Genomic DNA, 21063 nt, shown 5'->3' on the forward strand with positions numbered 1-21063 from the left:
TTTTCGGATTCGCTACACTATCTAGCGCTCGCGATCCTTGCGAAAGCTGCGCACCAGTTCGCCCATCTTCTCAATACTCTGTTTTGTGTCGAGACTGAGTGATGTTTGTGGCCTCGGCGAAGAAGATGAGCGATGGTAAGCTTCGTCGGTAGGCGCTTGATCACGGCGACTGGTGGAGACTGGGCTGCCCCACAGATTATCCTCGTCTCCGAGTTGGTCCACCGGTTCCGTCTGTGAACTGTTCTCAAAAGCACGTAATTTTTCAACGATACGGTCGAGGGATATCTTTTCGTCGTTGCGCCAGCTGGAAAGAGCGCTCTCGCTTCTGCTGCGTCCGGGAAGCTGATGAGGTGGGATGGTTTCGAATGTGAGACGCATCGGTGTTGAGAAGGCTTCGCCGAAGGCTATCGCTTCGCGGTTGGCGATGGATGACAGGAAGCCTGCCATGCTCTGTGCGCCGCCGCGAATGGCACCTTTGATGATTTCCTGATCACGTTCATTACCGAGCCGCATCGCAAAAATCGAATTGCACTGTGAGAGGATCGTTGGATCAAGCTCGCCGGGGCGCTGGCTTATAACTCCGAGATAGGAACCGTATTTTCGACCTTCTTTGGCAATTCGGGATATTGCCTGCCTTGTCGGCCAGAACCCGGCGTCGCGGTCGGTTGGAATATAGCGGTGGGCTTCCTCGCAGATTACCAGTGTCTGTAGGCTGCCCTCACTTGAAAGGGCGATATCGAATGCCAGTCTGCACAAGACGGAAGCAACAGCGTTGACAACCTCGGATGGTAAGCCTGCAAGCTGGAATGTGCAGATGGGTTTTCCGTTCAGCGGGATGCGAAAAATCCGGCCAATGGCCTGTCGCATTGTTTCCGAGCCGCCAGTTACAGCGAACATGAAACGGAAGCGGGGATCGGCAGAGATCGATTCAAGCCGAGCTTTGAGGCTGCGCAGATAGGGACGTTCCGCCTTGCTGTCGAGGAGACCCATACGCTCATCGATGAGGGCTATCAGGTCAAGCAGACGGTAGGCGATGGGAGTGTCGGCGCTGACGCTCTGGCGGTCGGCAAGCTGCCGTCGCAATGTTTTCGCGGCTGACAGTTCTGTGCCCTGCATTTTTTCGCGGGCTAGCTGAACCAGATCACGCAATATATCGAGTTCCATCGGGTCCGGCGCGCGCCCGCGAAAGATCACATCTGCAAATTCATCCAGCCGCAGCATCCAGAATGGCAGTTCGATATTCGTCTGATCGACCGCCACGGCCAGATCGGGAAATGCGCTCGCGAACTCATTGTGTGGATCAAGAATGAGCACACGCAGATTGGGCTTTTCGGCGACGATCCGGCGTAGCAGCAGGATGACTGCGCTCGATTTGCCGACGCCCGTTGTGCCGACGATAGCGAAATGTCGGGAGATAAGATCATCGACCGATATGTAAGTCGGAACGGTTGCGTCCTGCGTGAGTGTACCGATTGAAACGCTGCTGTGACCTGTTTGCGCATAAATGGCGGCAAGGTCGGTGGCGCGGATACGGTGAGCAATAGCGCCGGGATGGGGAAACTGCGAAATACCGCCGTTGAAAGTGGTCTGCCCGGTCGGTTGCACGCGAACTTCACCCAGAAACTCGACATGGACATGGAGCGTGTTGTCACCGCCGCGTATCCAGACATCACCGGGAACAAGCACGTTGCGGATGAGTCCCACGACGCGATTGTCGCCTGCCTGAATGGATATAAGCTGGCCTACGGCCCAATAATCGTCAGATGCTGCCGAAGAGGGGCCTGATAGCGCTGAGACGATGGCACTCTCGCCATCGCATTGGATGACATAGCCTTCCGTGCGATTGCGCTGCACATATTCGCTCTGTTCGCGCGCGTTGGAACTGTCCCCGATTTCGCTCATGCTGCCCACTCCGCCCCAACTTTCAACAGGAGGTTTCGCGTCAGGATAAGAATCTTCCGTTGAAATAAAGTTATCGTTTGGGGCGGGTGAGCCTAAGAAAATATCGCGGGCGATGTATTTATGCGTTGACGACGCCAAATCCGGCTATTAGTGTCCGCCACCATGAACACGATTATTATTCTTGTGGTACGGGCGCGCATGGGCAGGATGGTGTAACCATCCGGCGAAAGCTCCCATGTGCGAAAGACAGGCTCCCTCGGGGGCCTTTTTTATTATCCAAATCAGAAATGAAATGCAGACGACGGGAAGAGAACAATGACTGCAGGTAAACGTGAGGCGGACGCAAACGCCGCAGAAACGCAGGAAGCAAGCAATCCACGCGAAATGACCGGCGCAGAAATGGTCATTCAGGCTTTGATCGATCAGGGTGTGGAGAGCATCTTCGGTTATCCCGGCGGCGCTGTGCTTCCGATCTATGACGAACTGTTCCAGCAGGACAAGGTTCAGCACGTTCTGGTCCGACACGAGCAGGGCGCAGGACACGCTGCGGAAGGCTATGCGCGTTCGACCGGCAAAGTCGGTGTGATGCTTGTTACCTCCGGTCCGGGTGCGACCAATGCAGTTACGCCGCTGCAGGATGCCCTGATGGATTCCATTCCGCTGGTTTGCATTTCCGGTCAGGTTCCGACAACGCTGATCGGCTCCGATGCGTTTCAGGAATGCGATACGATTGGTATCACGCGCCCCTGCACCAAGCACAACTGGCTGGTGAAGGACGTCAACGATCTGGCGCGCATCCTGCACGAAGCCTTTCATGTCGCTTCCACCGGTCGTCCCGGTCCCGTTGTGGTCGACATTCCGAAGGATATCCAGTTCGCCAAGGGTATTTACACGCCACCGGAAACCGCGCCGCGCACCAGCTACCGTCCGGTTCTCGACGGCAAGGCGCAGGCAATTTCGGACGCCGTTCGTCTGCTCGTCAATGCAAAGAAGCCCGTCATCTATTCTGGCGGCGGTGTGATTAATTCCGGCCCGGCAGCTTCCCGTCTGCTGCGCGAGCTGGTTGAGATCAGCAATTTCCCGATCACATCCACGCTGATGGGGCTGGGCGCCTATCCGGCCTCCCGCAAGAACTGGCTCGGCATGCTCGGTATGCATGGCACTTACGAAGCCAACATGACCATGCATGACTGCGATGTCATGCTGTGCGTCGGTGCCCGTTTCGATGACCGTATTACCGGACGTCTGAACGCATTTTCTCCGAACTCGAAGAAAATTCATATCGATATCGACCCATCCTCCATCAACAAAAGCGTTCGCGTTGATGTTCCGATCATCGGCGATGTTGCGCATGTTCTGGAAGATATTGTTCGGCAGTTCCGTGCCTCTGACAAGAAGCCGGAAAAGCAGGCAATCGGTGCCTGGTGGGAACAGATCGATCGCTGGCGTGCCCGCAATTCGCTCGCCTATGCGCCGAACAAGGACGTCATCATGCCGCAGTATGCAATTCAGCGGCTTTATGAACTGACCAAGGATCGGAAGACTTACATCACCACGGAAGTTGGTCAGCACCAGATGTGGGCTGCGCAATTCTATGGCTTCGAGGAACCGAACCGCTGGCTGACCTCTGGTGGCCTCGGCACCATGGGTTACGGACTGCCGGCAGCGCTCGGAGTACAGATCGCACACCCTGATGCACTGGTTATCGATATCGCGGGCGATGCCTCGATCCAGATGTGCATTCAGGAAATGTCGGCTGCCATCCAGCACAATGCGCCAATCAAGATATTCATCCTGAATAACCAGTATATGGGCATGGTGCGCCAGTGGCAGCAGCTCCTGCATGGCAATCGCCTGTCGCACTCATATACCGAGGCGATGCCGGATTTCGTGAAGCTGGCTGAAGCCTATGGCGCACATGGTATCCGTTGTGACAAGCCGGGCAACCTCGATGCCGCCATTCAGGAAATGATCGACATCGACAAGCCGGTTATTTTCGATTGCCGCGTGGCAAATCTCGCCAACTGCTTCCCAATGATCCCATCGGGTAAGGCGCATAACGAAATGTTGTTGCCGGATGAAGCAACGGATGAAGCTGTCGCCAACGCCATCGATGCCAAGGGCCGCGCGCTCGTCTGATCCGGAGGAAAGAAATCATGAATGCACAGAACCTAGCTTCCGGATCGGCCTATTTCATTGCAGCCGAAACGCAAACGCCGGAAACGCATACGCTTGCGGTACTCGTCGACAATGAGCCGGGTGTCCTTGCCCGTGTGATCGGTCTTTTCTCCGGACGTGGCTACAATATTGAAAGCCTGACGGTTTCGGAAACCGAGCATGAAAAGCACCTGTCGCGCATTACGATCGTGACGCGCGGCACGCCGCACGTGCTTGACCAGATCCGCCACCAGCTGGCCCGGATTGTTCCGGTTCACCGCGTCGTAGATCTCAGCCATCGCGCCTCTGAGCTGGGCCACGACCGTCCGGTTGAACGTGAACTGGCACTGGTGAAGGTTGCCGGCAAAGGTGAGGCGAGGGCGGAAACGCTTCGTCTTGCCGACGCGTTCAAGGCCAAGGTGGTTGATGCGACGACGGATCACTTCATCCTGGAGATCACCGGGAAGACTGCCAAGATTGATCAGTTCATCTCGATCATGAAGCCACTCGGACTGGTTGAGACCTGCCGTACGGGTGTTGCAGCTATGAACCGTGGCCCGGAAGGCATGTAAAAGCTTTCAACTGAAATCGATACAATATGTTTGAAAACCGGCACAATGTTTCGATTGTGCCGGTTTTTTATTGAGCTAATTTGTCCCCATAAATTGGGGCCGTCCTATGTCTGTTGAAATTTTTCTGGCGCTTCTTGTCTTCGCCTTCGTGTCGTCCGTTACGCCGGGGCCAAATAATCTCATGCTTCTGGCATCAGGCGTAAATTTTGGTTTCCGTCGAACGATCCCACATATGCTGGGAATCGGTGTGGGCTTCTTCGTGTTGCTGCTTGCGATCGGCTTCGGGCTCGGCGCTTTGATCGAAACGGTGCCGTCATTCTATGCCGCGCTGAAATTCGCTGGTGGCGCCTATATGCTTTACCTTGCCTGGAAGATTGCTATGTCGCGTTCCATCGGAGAGGCAAAGCATCGAGATAAAGCTGAGCCAATGACTTTCTTGCAGGCAGCGGCATTCCAATGGGTCAATCCGAAAGCCTGGGTAATGGCGATCACGGGAATTGCCACCTATGCCAATCACGACAACTATTATGTCGCCGTGCTCCTGGTCAGCTCCGCCTTCGCGATTGTGAATTTGCCGAGCGTTTCGGTCTGGGCAGGGTTTGGCACATTGCTGCGCAACTGGCTTTCCGATCCTGTTCGATTGAAATGGTTCAACCTTATCATGGCCCTGCTGCTCGTTCTGAGCCTATGGCCGATGCTGAAATAGAGAATGAAGAGGCGAATGATGAACCAGCTTCCAACTTATGATGATGTTATTTCGGCCGCAAAGCAGATCGAAGGATACGCGCACCATACGCCGGTGTTCACGTCGTCAACTATCGACCGCGAAACCGGCGCTCAGTTCTTTTTCAAATGCGAGAACTTCCAGCGCATCGGTGCCTTCAAATTTCGTGGTGCTTTCAATGCTCTGTCGCGGTTTACGGATGAGCAAAAAGCGCGAGGTGTGTTGGCTTTTTCGTCCGGTAATCACGCGCAGGCGATCGCGCTTGCGGCAAAACTGCTCGGTATTGGCGCGACCATCATCATGCCTGAGGATGCGCCGCGCGCGAAACTTGATGCAACGCGAGGCTATGGCGCGAAGGTTGTTACCTATAACCGCTATGAAGAAGACCGCGATGTGCTTTCGAAGCGCCTGGCCGAAGAGGGTGGGCTGACCCTCATTCCGCCATTCAATCATCCTGATATAATTGCGGGGCAGGGAACTGCGGCAAAGGAATTGATTGAGGAAACCGGTCCCCTTGATGCCCTGTTTGTCTGTCTTGGCGGTGGTGGCCTGTTGGCCGGTTCAGCGCTAGCGGCAAAAGCCTTGTCGCCGGAATGCGACGTCTACGGTGTCGAGCCGATGGCCGGAAATGATGGCCAGCAGTCGCTCCGCTCCGGCAAGATTGTGCACATCGACGTGCCGAAGACCTTGGCGGACGGCGCCCAGACGCAAGCTCTTGGCGACATGACCTTTGCCATAATCCGCGAAACTGTTCGTGATATTCTGGCCGTTAGCGACGATGAACTGGTTGACGGCATGAAATTCTTCGCCAGCCGGATGAAAATGGTGGTCGAACCGACAGGCTGTCTCGCTTTTGCTGGCGCACGACAGATGGCGTCGAAGCTGCAAGGTAAGCGTGTAGGGGTGATCGTCAGTGGTGGCAATGTCGATCTCGACAGACTTGCAGCACTGGTGAGCAAAACCGTTTGATCACGGTTTGATCTTGTTTTCGGGCGGCGAATCCTGTCTGAAAGGATCATGCAGTTTTCACCGGAACAGGATCAGGCGCTGAAGGCCGTCGGGCAGTGGCTCAAAGACGGCCGCAGCCCTATTTTCAGGTTGTTCGGCTATGCGGGTACGGGCAAGACGACGCTCGCCCGCTATTTTGCCGAGCATGTGGATGGCGATGTGCAGTTTGCGGCCTTTACCGGCAAGGCGGCACAGGTGCTGCGCTCGAAAGGCGCTAGCAACGCACGCACGCTTCATTCGCTGATCTATCGCCCACGTGGCGAAGAAGCGATTGAGGACGAAACGACTGGCAAGACTTCCATCGCGCCGACCTTCTCGCTTAACCGGCAGAGCCCTGTCGCCAAAGCCGCGATGATCGTCGTGGACGAATGTTCCATGGTCGATGAGGCGCTGGGGCGGGATTTGATGAGTTTCGGCACGCCCATCCTCGTTCTTGGCGATCCGGGGCAGTTGCCGCCGATTTCCGGCGGCGGCTTTTTCACGGAACACGAACCGGATTATCTTCTGACCGAGATTCATCGTCAGGCGCAGGACAATCCTATCATCCGTATGGCGCTTGATGTGCGGGAAGGGCGTGAACTTCCTTATGGTGACCATGGCGCTGCAAAGGTTATCGGAAAAGGCGACGTCAATCAGGAGATGGTGTTAGCCGCCGATCAGGTGCTCGTCGGTACCAACCGGACGCGCCGCCGCTATAACCAGCGCCTTCGGGAGCTAAAAGGCTTTACTGCTGATTACCCGCAGGCTGGCGACAAACTGGTTTGCCTACGCAACGATCCTGCCAAGGGACTTCTCAACGGATCGCTCTGGAAGGTGATGACATCGTCCAAGGAAACGGTGAAGCCCGGTATCAATCTGCTGGTTACACCTGAGGATGATGATCGCGGTGTGGCGAAGATCAAGCTGCTGAAGGCGCAGTTCGAAGACCCCGACAGTGAAATTCCGTGGCAGACCAAAAAACGCTACGACGATTTCGATTACGGTTATGCTTTAACTGTGCACAAGGCACAGGGCTCCCAATGGGATGAAGTCGTACTCTTCGATGAAAGTTTTGCGTTTCGCGATACGCGTGAGCGGTGGCTTTATACGGCGATCACGCGGGCTGCCGAACGTTTGACCATTGTAAAATAATTATTCGTCTGTCGGTCGGGCGCTCAGCCATTCCCAGGCCTCGTTTTCTTCGTCTGCTTCGAAAGCGCGAAGCTCTATGGACAGGAAAGGCTGCATGAGAGTTATGCTGGCTTGTATCCACAAGGGGCCACCGACGATTGCATAATGTCGGAGCTTTTTCAGGGATTTGGAGCGCATGGACAACATGCTTTCCGAGAAAGCGGCCGTCCAGTCGAAACCTTCATATCCGGTGAGACGGATCAGGAGGTCAATTTCTTCATGCGTTTCGTAAGCTGCGTCGAGAAGCCCGTAGAGGTTCTCCAATGACGCATCGTCGAGATGTCCTTCAATTGCAAAAGCAAAAACGTCTTCCCGGTTTGTTGGAATGCGGCGAATGACGGGTATGTCCTCATTTCGCATCATAGACCTCCATCATTGATCAGATTTAAACGTCGAAGCGGGGGCAAAGGTTGCGGACAGTCTCCAAATTGATGCGAACTGGAAAAACTATGCAAACCCAGTTTGTTGCAGGCAGATTTCATGGTTGGGGATTGCGGCTGCGGTGCGACGGCAAAGCACTCACATTTTTTCGTGGCAGGCGTTATAAAGCGGAATATCTATCCGGGAGTCGCCAATGCCTGCGAAATTATCGGTCAATCTCAACGCTGTTGCGATGCTGCGAAATCGGCGTGATTTGCCTTGGCCAAGCGTTACCGGTCTGGGCCGCGCTGCGCTTGCAGCAGGCGCTGCGGGATTGACAGTGCATCCGCGTCCCGATCAGCGTCACATCCGGTTTTCCGATCTGGGTGATATACGCGCTTTGATCGATGACGAGTTTCCGCAGGCGGAGTTCAATATCGAAGGTTTTCCAAGCGAAGCATTTCTCGATCTGGTGGAGAAACATCAGCCTGAGCAGGTGACGCTCGTTCCTGATGATCCAACACAGGCGACTTCGGATCATGGATGGGATTTCGTGTCGAAATCTGACTTTCTGGCTCCTATCGTGGCCCGTTTGAAAGCAGGCGGAATGCGGGTGTCATTGTTCGCCGACCCCGATCCGCTTGGATACGAACGCGCAGCTGCTATCGGTGTGGACCGTGTGGAGCTCTATACCGGCCCTTATGGTGCGACCTATGATGACCCGGCAGCCGCAATACGTGAACTGGATCGACTGGAGAAGGCTGCAAATGCCGCTACGGCGCTAGGCCTCGATATCAATGCGGGGCATGATCTTACAGTAGACAACCTGCCGGCGCTGGTAAAACGTATCCCTCAGTTGAGTGAAGTTTCCATTGGACATGGATTGACCGCCGATGCACTCATGTATGGAATGCCGGTAACTGTAAGCCGTTATATAGCGGCATTGGCATAAGATGTTAGTCAATGCGCTTGGTGCATGGCTCGGGTTGAAGCTTTGCAAAAAGCGCATTTGCATTCGGGTGAGACAAGCTTTAGGCGTCCGCCACTATTCAGATGCGTTGGGGGGACGCAGGATCGTATGAGGGAAGCATTGAAGCAGTTTTCCGACGTCTGCTTTCTGCGCCGAGGCAGTTCTATTGCGGTTGCATTCGGACGAATTGCTACGTTCAATCGATACCACGCTTATGAATAAAGCTGATTTGGGCAACGGTGCGGCGGCGATGCGGCAATTCGCAACTTTTTGCGAATACACTCATTATCTGAAATCGATCTCCAGTAACTCCAGCCAGAATCTTTTCAGGAAGTTGCGAGGTGCCTGCATATGAGCGGCGAGCTAAATGGCAATGACACGCCCACACAGGCCGCTATGCCTGCCGTTGGTGTTCCTGAAAGCGTCGCTTTTGCTGAAGATGCCGAACAGCACAATGAGAGCATGAAAACGCTGGTGCTTGGGGCGCTGGGCGTTGTCTACGGTGACATCGGCACCAGCCCCATCTATGCTTTTCGTGAAGCCCTTCATGCGGCGGCGAGCGATGGCATTCTCGCCCGCAGTGACATTCTGGGCGTTGTTTCTCTGATCTTCTGGGCCCTGACGCTGGTTGTGACCATCAAGTATGTGCTGTTTGTTCTGCGTGCTGATAACAACGGTGAAGGTGGCATTCTTTCGCTGATGGCTCTTGTCAGAGGTGCGTTGAAAGGCCGGCCTGACCTTATCTTGGGGGTAGGCATCTGCGGTGCGGCGCTGTTCTTCGGCGACGCGGTCATCACGCCCGCAATCTCCGTTCTATCGGCGATGGAAGGCCTTGAGATTGTCGCTCCTGATCTTACTCCGTTCGTCGTTCCCATAACTGTCGTCATTCTTGTGACGCTGTTTTCGGTGCAGAAACTCGGCACTGGCAAGGTGGCCATCGTCTTCGGGCCGATTATGGCATTGTGGTTTTTGGCGCTGGGTGCGTCGGGTCTCTGGCATATTTTCGATGATCCTACGGTGATGGTGGCGCTGAATCCCTATTATGCTGTACGCTTTCTGATGATCAGCCCGGGCATTGCCTTTATCACGGTTGGTGCCGTGTTCCTCGCAATGACCGGTGCCGAGGCTCTTTACGCCGATCTCGGTCATTTTGGACGCAAGCCAATCGTTCGCGCATGGCTTTGGATCGTGTTCCCATGCCTTCTGCTCAACTATTTTGGACAGGCAGCCTTCATCCTTTCACATGGCGAAGCCGCTGCATTGCCATTCTTCCAGATGATGCCGAGCTTCGCGCTGTTGCCCATGGTCCTGCTGGCAACTGCAGCGACTGTTATCGCTAGCCAGGCAGTTATTACGGGCGCTTATTCGGTGGCACGTCAGGCCGTTCAGCTCAACATTCTGCCGCGCCTTGAAATCCAGCACACCTCGGAAAAGCTGCACGGCCAGATTTATATTCCGCGCGTCAACCTGCTTCTGGGGCTGGCGGTGGTTATTCTGGTGCTCGGGTTCGAGAAGTCCAGCAATCTGGCCGCTGCATATGGCATTGCAGTTACCGGCAACATGCTGGTCACGACGGTCCTTCTCTATATCGTGATGACACGCATCTGGAATTGGCGCGTGAGCCGCGCCCTGCCGATTATTGTTGGCTTCCTGATCATCGATATTATGTTCTTCGGTGCAAATATCATCAAAGTCCATGAGGGTGGTTGGGCTTCGATTGGTATTGCCGCGATACTTGTTCTCATCATGTGGACCTGGGTGCGCGGAACGCGGCATCTCTTTAACAAGACCCGCAAGGCCGAAGTTCCACTGGATTTGATCGTCCAACAAATGACCAAACGTCCGCCGACCATCGTGCCGGGCACGGCTGTGTTTCTGACAGGCGACCCTAAAAGCGCTCCCACTGCGCTCATGCACAGCTTGAAGCACTATAAGGTTTTGCACGAGAATAACGTCATACTGACGGTTGTGACGGCATCGAAGCCATGGGTTTCAAGTGCCGACCGCGCGCGTGTATCCCAATATAACGAGCGCTTCATGCAGGTGACGCTTACCTTCGGCTATATGCAGCAACCGAATATTCCACGAGCGCTTGGTATCTGTCGAAAGCTTGGCTGGAAATTCGATATCATGACGACGTCGTTCTTCCTGTCGCGCCGCTCGCTCAAGGCATCGGCCCATTCTGGCTTGCCGCTATGGCAGGACAAGCTGTTTATCCTGCTTGCCCGAACGGCATCGGACGCGACCGAATATTTCCAGATTCCCACCGGTCGTGTGGTGGAAATTGGAACGCAGGTGAATCTGTAACTCATCTGAATTGATAGTTTTAAAGAGCGCTTTTCCGGTTTCGGGGAGGCGCTTTTTTGCATTTGTTGTCAATGAAAATTAATCCCGCTTTAAGCGACCGTAATTTTTGAAAACATGCTTGACCGCTGAAGAAACAGTAATTATGAATTGGGAACCGTACCGTACGGTACAAGGTGGAGGAAAAGACCCGTGACTGATACCAGCGACGAAATGCAGGCTCAAAAGCAGCAGGCTCTTTCGCCGCGTCAGAACGATGTTCTGGAGCAGGCGTTGCGCCTTCTAGTGGAAGGCGGGGACCGCGCTTTGACGACGGCAAGTATTGCTCGTGCCGCCAACTGCTCGAAAGAAAGCCTCTACAAATGGTTTGGCGATCGCGACGGTCTGTTGACGGCGATGGTTCGCTGGCAGGCATCGAAAGTTCGCGTCGTGCCGCTGACCCGTGAAAAGCTGGATGCGGAATCTCTTTTCTCGAGCCTGGAACATTTCGCGCGCGACTGGCTGCTGGTGCTGTCGGGAAAAACCTCCATTGCCCTGAACCGGCTGGCGGTCAGCCATGCGGCGTCCGGCAAGTCCACATTAGGTGATATCGTTCTGGCCAACGGCCCTGTGGCCATGGCCAAGCGCCTCAAGCCCATTCTCCATATGGGGCAGGAGGCACGTTTGCTGGCCTTCGACGATATCGATGAGGCATTTCGCACGTTTTTCGGGCTTGTCGTCCGGGACATGCAAATACGGTTGCTGCTTGGCGACCATCTGGAACTGACTGACGACGTGGTCATCCGGGACGCCCGGCGCGCCACCAAGCAGTTTTTCGCCCTCTATGGGGCCTAATCACATCGGTGGACGCAAGGAAGCCGAAGAACAATCTGAACGAAGGGAATAAGGAAATGCGCGTTTACTACGATCGGGATGCAGACGTTAACCTGATCAAGTCGAAGAAGGTGGTTATCGTCGGTTATGGCAGCCAGGGCCGCGCCCATGCGCTGAACCTCAAAGACTCCGGTGCCGCTAACGTGCGTGTGGCCCTTCGTGAAGGCTCTGCGACCGCGAAGAAGGCACAGGCTGACGGCTTCGAGGTGATGAATGTTGCTGACGCCGCCAAGTGGGCCGATCTCATGATGATGGCAACGCCTGACGAATTACAGGCTGACATCTACAAGGAACACATTCACGACAATCTCCGTGATGGCGCGGCAATCGCTTTCGCTCATGGTCTCAACGTGCATTTTGGCCTCATCGAGCCGAAGAAGTCGGTTGACGTCGTCATGATCGCACCGAAGGGTCCAGGCCATACGGTGCGCGGCGAATACCAGAAGGGCGGCGGCGTTCCTTGCCTCATCGCCATTCATCAGGATGCCTCGGGCAATGCTCATGATCTGGCTCTCTCCTACGCTTCGGGCGTTGGCGGCGGTCGTTCAGGCGTCATCGAAACCACCTTCAAGGAAGAGTGCGAAACCGATCTGTTCGGCGAGCAGGCTGTTCTTTGCGGCGGCGTGGTTGAACTGATCCGCACCGGTTTTGAAGTTCTGGTCGAAGCTGGCTATGCGCCGGAAATGGCTTACTTCGAGTGCTTGCACGAAATGAAGCTGATCGTGGACCTGATCTACGAAGGCGGTATCGCCAACATGAACTACTCGATCTCGAACACTGCAGAGTGGGGCGAATACGTCACTGGTCCGCGCATCATCACTGCTGAAACCAAGGAAGAAATGAAGCGCGTTCTGAAGGACATTCAGACTGGCAAGTTCACTTCCGATTGGATGCAGGAATATCGCGCAGGTGCTGCTCGCTTCAAGGGCATCCGTCGCAACAACGATAGCCACCAGATCGAAGAAGTCGGCGAAAAGCTCCGCGGCATGATGCCATGGATCGCAGCGAACAAGCTTGTCGACAAGGCTCGCAACTAAAATCGGCGGGGTTCAGGTTCTGGCTGTCTGCAAATGACATGGGCGCCAGAACCAGAATGCCATCTGGTTTTCGGCCTCGATGAAGTTCGAAAAGAGGGGGCGCTTCTTGCGCCCCCTTCGTAGTTGGCACTCTATGGCCGGGTTGATCGTCAGCGCATGGCGAACGAAAAGAACCCAAATTCTGTGCCAGATTTTTCGTTTCGTGCACTTTGAGGCCCAAAACAATTCCGAATATCTTTATTCCATAGAAGCATGGGAAAAGCTGTTCTCGCTTGCCGAAAAGTGCGCTAGAGCTTCACAACCAATAGCCAAGTTTTGAGGAGACTTAGCTATTACAAGTTCCGTAAAATGTACGGATAGTCTAATTGAGGAGATTTCCCGTGTTGGACTGGGAAAATGTATTTGCAACGCGCTCGAAACGTATGCGCGCATCGGAAATCCGCGAACTGCTGAAGCTTCTGGAACGCCCAGATATTATTTCGTTTGCGGGCGGAATTCCTGATCCGGCTCTTTTCCCGCACGAAGAATTCCAGGCAGCCTATAAGGACATTCTTACGGGTCCAGAAGCCAACGCAGCGCTGCAATATTCCGTTTCGGAAGGCTACAAGCCGCTGCGCACCTGGTTGGTCGGAGAACTTGCCAAGATTGGCATTCCCTGCACGGAAGACAATGTGTTCATCACATCGGGTTCGCAGCAGGCTCTCGATTATCTGGGCAAGCTGTTTTTGTCGCCCGCCGACACAGCACTGGTGACCGCACCGACCTATCTTGGCGCGCTGCAGGCTTTCAACGCTTACGAGCCCAATTACGATATGCTGGCGATCAACGGCAATCGCACGCCGGAATCCTATGCAGAGGCTGCCAAGAAAGCCGGCGGTCAGGTCAAGTTCGCTTATCTGTCTGCCGATTTCAGTAACCCGACAGGGGAAACCGTCGATCTTGCCGGTCGTGAGAAACTGCTCGCACAGGCTGATGAGCTCGACATTCCGGTGATCGAAGATGCGGCCTATCAGTATCTTCGCTACAATGGCGATGCGATTTCGCCAATTCTGGCGTTGGACATTGCCCGCAACAGCGGTGACATCGAGAAAACCCGCACCATCTATTGCGGTTCGTTCTCCAAGACGCTGGCTCCGGGTTTGCGTGTCGGCTATGTGGTTGCGTCGAAGCCAGTCATTCGTAAGCTTGTTCTCATGAAGCAGGCTGCGGACCTTCATTCGTCCACGATCAACCAGATCGCTATTCAGCGTGTTGCGAGCAGCGGCTTTGGTACTCAGGTCGCGAAGCTGCACAAGGTTTATAAGCACCGTCGCGACAAGATGCTCGAAGCGCTGGCGAAATATATGCCTGAAACCACAAGCTGGACGAAGCCTGAAGGCGGTATGTTCATCTGGGTCACGCTGCCGGAAGGTATGGATGGCGCAGCGCTACTTGCTGCATCCATTGATAGCGAGAAAGTGGCGTTTGTTCCGGGGCGAGCATTTTTTGCCGATGGCAGCGGTACCAACACGCTGCGCCTCAGCTATTCATGCGCCAACGATGAGATGATCGATGAAGGCATCAAGCGCCTTGGCCGTTTGATACGTGCTCATACGAAATCCGCTGCCGCCTAGGTTGGTGGAAATAAAAAGCCGGGTTCAGACCCGGCTTTTTTCTTACTGGAATGGCGAATTGCAGCCTGTTCTGGGACCCGCCAACGGCTGGAATGTATTGTCGGATGTCCGATAGCTGCGATAGCGGTTTGAACACCACTGGATATGATTGCTGCTAGGTCGCGCGCCCGCAGTCGGTGGCTGCATCGTGCGTCGATATTGCAAAGCATCGCCGTTCTTGTAGTTCAATACGCCATGTTCGGTGATATAAGTCCCACTTTCCCGGCAAAGCGTTGAACCGTAGCAGTTGCGAGCGCTCGGATCTGTGCGATTGGCACCTGCCTGACCGCCGATAATCAACGGTCCGCTCGGTTTCAGGGACGGAAGATATTGGCTGTTACGCAGTTCGACGGCTGAACCCGCACTTGCAATGCCTGCAACGAATAGTCCTGTCAGTATCGTCAGGCGCACAATTTTTCGCATCGTTTCAGCTCGCTTTAATCAACGTTCTCCCGATATATGGGTATACTTTATATCCAAGTCACCGCTTCGACAGAAATTTAATGGTTTCGGAAATCATCCTCTTGCCAATCGCCCAGCAAGCAGAGAGATTGCGAAGACATGTTTACCATAGCTACTTTCAATGTCGAAAATCTGATGCGCCGGTTTGATTTTTCCGGCTTTCGCAATGAATTGCACCAGGATCGCACCCTGCAATTGTTCGAAATCAACGATGAGGCGCAGTATCGCCTTCTTGAGCAGGCGCGTGCTGTGGCGCACGCAGACGACACACGCCAGATGACGGCTCTGGCGATTGCCGAAACGCGGGCCGATATCCTCTGCCTGCAAGAGGTGGATAATCTGGCAGCGTTGAATGCGTTTGAATATGGCTATCTTTTCAAGATGATAGGACATGGCTTCCGGCATAAGTATCTTATAGATGGCAATGACAGCCGTGGCATTGATGTGGCCGTCATGATGCGCGATACGACTCGGGACGGGCAGCCCATCGAAGTCGACGAAGTCACCAGCTATGCCTATGTAACCTATAATGATTTTGGCCTCTACGAGCCCGTACTTGGGGAACTTGGGCTGGAACCCCATGACCGAATCTTCAAGCGGGATTGCCTGAATGTGGATATCCGCATTGCCGGGAAGCCCATATCGCTCTTCGTTACGCATCTGAAATCGATGACGGGCGCGCGCAACGGATTTGACGGACGGACGGCATCTCTGCCGGTGCGACGCGCAGAGGCGCGCGCCATGCGCCGTATCATCGAGGATAAGTTCGGACCATCCAATGTTGCAGATCGCCGCTGGCTGATTTGTGGTGATTTCAATGATTATCGTGAGCGGATCATTATCGGGGGCGATGAATGGAACGGCTATCAGTTCACGCCAATGGTTGAAGAAGAAAGTGCGTTGGACGTGCTCTTAGCCGATGGGTTTGCGGTCAATCTGGTTGAACGTCGTCCCGTTATGGACCGCTGGACGCTTTACCATACGCGCGGGCCGCAGGAGCGTCATCTTTGCCAGCTTGATTACATCATGGCATCGCCTTCATTTGCGAAGAAGAATGAGAAGGCGGTTCCGAATATCATTCGGCGTGGCCAGCCTTGGCGCACGATTTTTCCACCTGATCAGCAGATCGAGCGTTATCCTAGAACAGGTTGGGATCGCCCGAAAGCAAGCGATCATTGTCCGGTTGCAGTGACATTGAACATGGTTTGAGCGATGAAGCAGGTTCGGGAAAATACTGTCCACATTATTGACAGTGCCGATGTCCGGGTGCTGCCCGGTCCTTTATCATATACGGTGGATAACCACGAAGCGATTGCTTCGAACTGGACACGTGAGCGGGCGGCCAACCCCACTTTGTTCGATGGCGAATTCTATCTGGCACCACACGCAGAACTGATTGGCGGCGTGTTTCAGGCTGGCTTCAAGCGCACCAGTTTTGCAACGCTGATGCACTGGCGGCATGACGTATCGCAGGAACGTCCGTGGCACATTTTCGGTGTCGGTGTGATTGTCTCGAGCGAAGGACATTTGATCGCCGGGCGTATGAGCACACAAAATGCCGGGGCGGGAAGGGTCTATTTTCCGGCAGGCTCGGTGGATGATAATGACATTGTCGATGGAGCTGTCGATTATGACGCCAATCGGCAACGGGAGGTTCGCGAGGAAACGGGTCTTGATCTTCTTGACGCGCGTGCGGAGCGACAGATCAATCTTGTGACAGGAAACCGTAGCATCGCGCTTTTCCGCCGTTATTATTTCGATGCGCCGTCAACCGATCTGGTATCACGGATTGAACGATATCTTTCTGCGGAGGAAGAACCGGAACTATCAGAGATCATACCAGTGAAGGCAGCTCGAACGATGGGAGACGCAACACCGTCCTATGTGCGAGCATTTGCCGACTGGCATTTCAACAATCTCTAAAGCTTGGCCAGACTTGCAGATGACAGCGGCGCGAAATTGGCTATGCTCGCAGACAATGCGAAGCATGAGACATTGGAGTGAAACCGACCTCACAGTCGGTTTTGTGTGTAGGTCGAGGGGAGAATAAGGGATGAATGACGCCGCCGTTTCCGGCAGATTCTATGAGGTTTTCGACGTTTTCGCCGACAAGGCTCTGGCTGGAAATCCGCTGGCTGTCGTCCATGATAGCGAAGGTTTGACCGATGCGCGTATGCAGGCCATCGCACGCGAGTTCAATCTTTCGGAAACGGTTTTCATTTTTCCCCCGAACAATCCCGCACATGAAGCGGCAGTGCGTATCTTCACGCCTGATTATGAGCTTCCCTTTGCCGGGCACCCGACAGTGGGGGCTGCCGTGTCGCTGGCTCGCCGTCGTAAAACGGGTGATGAGACCGACAGGCTCGTGGCTCTGGAAGAGAAGGTCGGTATTGTTCGCTGCGGCGTGATATTGGGAGAGAATAGCGCCTTCGCCGAGTTCGATCTGCCCCGCCTGCCAGAGCGAGTTGATGTCAAGGTCGAGAAAGAAGAGGCTGCTGCTGCGATCGGTCTCGGTACACATGAGATCGGATTTGAGAACCATGTGCCTGGCGTCTGGAGCGCGGGTACACCTTATCTGCTCGTGCCGGTTCACAATCTGATTGCCGCAGCAAAAGTGTCCATTGACCCGGTCTATGTGAACGAAAGCCTCCCACACGTCGATGGCCGACCTTTGCCGATTTACGTCTATTGCCGCGAAACGATTTTGTTCGACAGCAATTTCCATGCGCGCATGTTTGTAACGGGGGCGAATGTCTATGAAGATCCGGCTACGGGCTCGGCTGCAGCCGCCTTTGCAGGCATGATTCAGACGAACGACAAACCTGTTGACGGCAGTTCGCAGTGGTGGATCGAGCAGGGAATGGAGATGGGGCGACCTTCGCGGATCCGTCTCGAACTGGACGTTGCCAAGCAGCAGCTCACAGGAGCGAGGATTGGAGGCACGGCGGTCAAGATCGCGGAAGGGCGTTTGTTCGTCTGATAAATTAACTCTGCTTGTGTTTTGATTGCAGTCAAAGCTGTAGGCCCGCCCTATGTTAGTTTGTTGGCAGATAAACAAACAGCGGAGGCGTGCCATGATGATCAGGGAAATGTCGGAATACGATATCCGGGACATGATACAGCATACCCATCTCGGGCGGCTGGCTTATGTTCTCGACGATCGTCCGTTTATCGTACCGCTTAGTTTCCGGTTCAGTGGCGGCTCGCTCTATTCTTTTACCACCGATGGGCAGAAGACCGAGGCCCTGCGCAAGAATGATGCAGTTTGTATTCTTTTCGATCATATCGAATCCCGGACAAACTGGCGCACCGTTGTGCTGAACGGTCATTATCGGGAAATCGATCGTGATGACGAAAAAAATGCGATCGTCGCGCTTATGGCTTCGGAACCGACCTGGTGGGAACCGGCATACATAAAGACGGTCGCGAAGGACGGACACGAACGCAAACTTGAACCGATCTTCTTCCGTATCGATATCGAAAGCGCGACGGGTCACCAGACTGGCTGAAAAGGAAGAAGGCCCGATAGTTTCGGGCCCTTTCGATGTGGCTTTATTTTACCACTAGAACCGGTGTGTTGCTGCGTGTCAGGACTTCGTAGGTTTGACTGCCAAGAAGCATACCTTTCAGTCCGCGACGACCATGGGAAGCCATGACGATAAGATCGTTGCGCAGTTCTTTAGAAGTTTCGATGATTGATGTCGCCGGATGTGGCGCAACCACATGCAGCGTGTGAACTTCGACTTCCGTTTCAGCCGCCAGTTCGCGCGCACGAGCGAGGGATTTATCGGCATACTCGTTCCATTCTTGTTCGAAGCGCTCGATGAAGGCAGGGCTATCAGTCCAGCCGCCAGGAAGCCCCGAAACGGAATAGGGAGCGGTGACAGTCAGCACCGTCGCCTTCGCGCCGACTGTTCGTGCCAGTTTAAATGCGTGGACGAGCCCGCGCTCTGCAAATTCTGACCCATCGGTGGTTACGAGAATATTCTTGTACATGCTGCCCTCGCTGTTGCTTTTCCATCTTTAAGCTACAGCATCGGGCCAAAAATCGGGATCGATTTTTTGGAAAGCACGATGCGTAATTTCAGTAAATTAGAGTGACCTTTGTGCGTCCAAATGGACGTACGGCGCTCTGATGCGTTAAAGAACCATTTCAAACCCTTGCCTGACGAGTTGTTTAGACGGAACGATTTCATGCCCCTCGACTGCGACGCATTTCATGCCAGCTGGATAGCGACAGTTCTCAATCTCGATTGGCCGTCACGCAGTTCGTCCCGTATCGAGGACGATGCTGAACGCATAAAGCGTCAGAAAGAAGAGCTGCTCAGACTTTTCGATGAAGCATCCGAGCATGGTATCAATGCTGTCATCTTTCAGGTTTCGCCGACTGCCGATGCATTTTATCAGTCATCCTATTTGCCGTGGTCGTCCTATCTGACTGGAACTCTCGGTAAAGATCCCGGCTTTGATCCGCTGAAATTTGCAATTCAGGAAGCGCATAAGCGCGGCATAGAACTGCATGCATGGCTTAATCCCTACCGTGTTTCGATGGATACGAAGCCGTCTACCCGCAAGGAATTGCGGAATTCGTCAAACGAGTCGCCAGTCAGTGTTTTCAAGTTCCACCCCGACTGGGTCGGTGTTTCAGCCGACCGTTATGTCCTTGATCCTGGCATTCCGGCTGTCCGTGAATGGGTGACGAATGTGACGGCAGAGGTCGTCCAGAAATACGATGTCGATGGGATTCAGTTCGATGATTATTTCTACTACGAAACCGCATCGTCGAAACTCGACGACGACAAATCATATGCACGGTTTGGCACACGCTTTTCGAGCAAATACGAATGGCGACGTTACAATACCCATACATTGGTGCGGGAGATTTCAGACAAGATAAAAGCCATCAAACCAAATGTCCGTTTCGGCATCAGCCCGAGTGGCGTTTGGCGCAACGCTGCGGACGATCCCCGCGGTTCTGCAACCCGCGCCGGGAAAACGAACTATGACGGAGATTTTGCCGACACCCGGCGTTGGGTGAAAGAAGGCATGATCGACTATATCGCGCCGCAGATTTACTGGTCCTTTGGCCGCAAGGATGTGTCTTACGGGACGATTGCGAAATGGTGGGCCGATACCGTTCGCGGCACGAAGACCGATCTTTATGTTGGTTTGGCACTCTATCGGGCCGGTTCTGGAACCACACTTGAACCCAGTTGGCAGGCGGGCGAGGGCGTGACCGAAATCAAGCGCCAGCTAGAATTCAATGAATCTTTGCCAGAGGTGAAAGGGAGCATTCTCTTTCGTCAGGGTTTCCTCTCCGACCCGAAGCTGAAAGGTGTGTCGAACTATCTGAAAAAGACGTGGGGCAAGTGCAGGCCCCGGAAAAACTAACGGCAAAAAACGACGACGATTTGCGGAATTGTTGTTTGTTTGATTGAAATCAAAGAGCTTCGTTTGAGCGGGTGCTAACCAACAATCGTTGCCGGTTTCCACCAGAGTCGGTGACCCGGGGTGCCGAGGCCCTACTCGAATGGCACCCCGGCTAAATCAATCTGTCGAGCGCATGAGCGCGATCTTTCTGTAACGTCGTCTATCGACAGCCAGCGGGTGCTGTCGGCGTTACTCCCCTCTGTTTCATAAAATCAGCACCCGCGTCTCTAGCAACATTGTTCTGTATTTTAGCAGTTCTTGATCCTAATCAAGGCGGGCAACCTTTATTCCGATTAGAGCAGGTCTAACCGGGAGTTTGCGATTCTGGATCGCTTCCCCCAATTCACCGGTTGCTAAATGAAAAGGTAGTTCCATATCATTCCCGAGAAGGTTCTGGCAGATGCCGGAGGCGGGGCGGTGGGGACAATCAAAACCCTTGCAG

At 54.2% G+C, this 21063-nt stretch carries 19 protein-coding genes; 15 read left to right on the forward strand and 4 right to left on the reverse strand.

The window, feature by feature from the left end; genetic code table 11:
• Nucleotides 1-21: 21 nt before the first annotated feature.
• A complete protein-coding gene (locus tag AAE521_RS12125; protein WP_342061426.1) occupies nt 22-1902 on the reverse strand; it encodes an ATP-binding protein in 1881 nt (626 codons plus the stop codon).
• Nucleotides 1903-2217: 315 nt separating this feature from the next.
• Between AAE521_RS12125 and AAE521_RS12130 the strand changes: the two genes are divergently transcribed.
• From AAE521_RS12130 to AAE521_RS12150, 5 genes are all read left to right on the forward strand, one after another.
• Nucleotides 2218-4041 (forward strand): acetolactate synthase 3 large subunit, encoded by a 1824-nt coding sequence (locus AAE521_RS12130; RefSeq protein ID WP_342061427.1) that lies wholly within the window; start codon nt 2218-2220, stop codon nt 4039-4041.
• Between the two features lie 17 nt (nt 4042-4058).
• A complete protein-coding gene (gene ilvN / locus AAE521_RS12135; protein ID WP_010659773.1) occupies nt 4059-4631 on the forward strand; it encodes an acetolactate synthase small subunit in 573 nt (190 codons plus the stop codon).
• 106 nt (nt 4632-4737) lie between these two features.
• On the forward strand, nt 4738-5337 hold the full coding sequence (locus AAE521_RS12140; RefSeq protein ID WP_010659774.1) for a LysE family translocator: 600 nt from the start codon (nt 4738-4740) through the stop codon (nt 5335-5337).
• Nucleotides 5338-5355: 18 nt separating this feature from the next.
• Nucleotides 5356-6324, forward strand: a complete 969-nt coding sequence (locus AAE521_RS12145; protein ID WP_342061428.1) for a threo-3-hydroxy-L-aspartate ammonia-lyase — start codon at nt 5356-5358, stop codon at nt 6322-6324.
• A 48-nt stretch (nt 6325-6372) separates the two neighbouring features.
• Nucleotides 6373-7494, forward strand: a complete 1122-nt coding sequence (locus tag AAE521_RS12150; RefSeq protein ID WP_010659776.1) for an ATP-dependent DNA helicase — start codon at nt 6373-6375, stop codon at nt 7492-7494.
• Here AAE521_RS12150 and AAE521_RS12155 read toward each other — a convergent pair whose 3' ends face one another.
• Complete coding sequence (locus tag AAE521_RS12155; protein ID WP_012091800.1) at nt 7495-7893, reverse strand: SpoIIAA family protein; 399 nt, start codon at nt 7891-7893, stop codon at nt 7495-7497.
• A 214-nt stretch (nt 7894-8107) separates the two neighbouring features.
• On the opposite strand from AAE521_RS12155, the gene AAE521_RS12160 reads away from it, so the two are divergent.
• From AAE521_RS12160 to AAE521_RS12180, 5 genes are all read left to right on the forward strand, one after another.
• On the forward strand, nt 8108-8845 hold the full coding sequence (locus tag AAE521_RS12160; RefSeq protein WP_071630057.1) for a pyridoxine 5'-phosphate synthase: 738 nt from the start codon (nt 8108-8110) through the stop codon (nt 8843-8845).
• A 369-nt stretch (nt 8846-9214) separates the two neighbouring features.
• Nucleotides 9215-11170, forward strand: coding sequence for a potassium transporter Kup (locus tag AAE521_RS12165; RefSeq protein WP_010659779.1), 1956 nt, complete (start codon nt 9215-9217; stop codon nt 11168-11170).
• A 189-nt stretch (nt 11171-11359) separates the two neighbouring features.
• Nucleotides 11360-12001 (forward strand): TetR/AcrR family transcriptional regulator, encoded by a 642-nt coding sequence (locus AAE521_RS12170; RefSeq protein WP_010659780.1) that lies wholly within the window; start codon nt 11360-11362, stop codon nt 11999-12001.
• 56 nt (nt 12002-12057) lie between these two features.
• The gene (ilvC, locus tag AAE521_RS12175; RefSeq protein ID WP_010659781.1) at nt 12058-13077 is read left to right on the forward strand and encodes a ketol-acid reductoisomerase; all 1020 of its coding nucleotides are present in this window, start codon (nt 12058-12060) and stop codon (nt 13075-13077) included.
• 380 nt (nt 13078-13457) lie between these two features.
• Nucleotides 13458-14690: an aminotransferase-like domain-containing protein gene (locus AAE521_RS12180; RefSeq protein ID WP_342061429.1), complete on the forward strand. Its 1233-nt coding sequence runs from the start codon at nt 13458-13460 to the stop codon at nt 14688-14690.
• A gap of 42 nt (nt 14691-14732) precedes the next feature.
• Here the strand turns inward: AAE521_RS12180 and AAE521_RS12185 are convergent, their stop codons facing one another.
• Nucleotides 14733-15152, reverse strand: a complete 420-nt coding sequence (locus tag AAE521_RS12185) for a BA14K family protein (protein ID WP_342061430.1) — start codon at nt 15150-15152, stop codon at nt 14733-14735.
• A gap of 138 nt (nt 15153-15290) precedes the next feature.
• On the opposite strand from AAE521_RS12185, the gene AAE521_RS12190 reads away from it, so the two are divergent.
• The 4 genes from AAE521_RS12190 (at nt 15291) to AAE521_RS12205 (ending at nt 18700) form a co-directional block, all read left to right on the forward strand.
• Nucleotides 15291-16400 (forward strand): endonuclease/exonuclease/phosphatase family protein, encoded by a 1110-nt coding sequence (locus AAE521_RS12190; protein ID WP_010659784.1) that lies wholly within the window; start codon nt 15291-15293, stop codon nt 16398-16400.
• A gap of 3 nt (nt 16401-16403) precedes the next feature.
• The gene (locus AAE521_RS12195; RefSeq protein ID WP_125300123.1) at nt 16404-17114 is read left to right on the forward strand and encodes an NUDIX hydrolase; all 711 of its coding nucleotides are present in this window, start codon (nt 16404-16406) and stop codon (nt 17112-17114) included.
• Between the two features lie 130 nt (nt 17115-17244).
• Complete coding sequence (locus AAE521_RS12200; protein ID WP_342061431.1) at nt 17245-18171, forward strand: PhzF family phenazine biosynthesis protein; 927 nt, start codon at nt 17245-17247, stop codon at nt 18169-18171.
• Nucleotides 18172-18265: 94 nt separating this feature from the next.
• Entirely contained in the window at nt 18266-18700 is a 435-nt protein-coding gene (locus tag AAE521_RS12205; RefSeq protein ID WP_029928986.1) for a pyridoxamine 5'-phosphate oxidase family protein, read from the forward strand.
• 43 nt (nt 18701-18743) lie between these two features.
• On the opposite strand, the gene AAE521_RS12210 is transcribed toward AAE521_RS12205, so the two are convergent.
• Complete coding sequence (locus AAE521_RS12210) at nt 18744-19187, reverse strand: universal stress protein (protein ID WP_010659788.1); 444 nt, start codon at nt 19185-19187, stop codon at nt 18744-18746.
• Nucleotides 19188-19385: 198 nt separating this feature from the next.
• On the opposite strand from AAE521_RS12210, the gene AAE521_RS12215 reads away from it, so the two are divergent.
• On the forward strand, nt 19386-20582 hold the full coding sequence (locus AAE521_RS12215) for a glycoside hydrolase family 10-like protein (protein WP_342061432.1): 1197 nt from the start codon (nt 19386-19388) through the stop codon (nt 20580-20582).
• The last annotated feature ends 481 nt before the right edge of the window (nt 20583-21063 follow it).

This window comes from Brucella cytisi, assembly GCF_038433355.1.
In the GTDB taxonomy this organism is placed as follows: Bacteria; Pseudomonadota; Alphaproteobacteria; order Rhizobiales; family Rhizobiaceae; genus Brucella; species Brucella cytisi.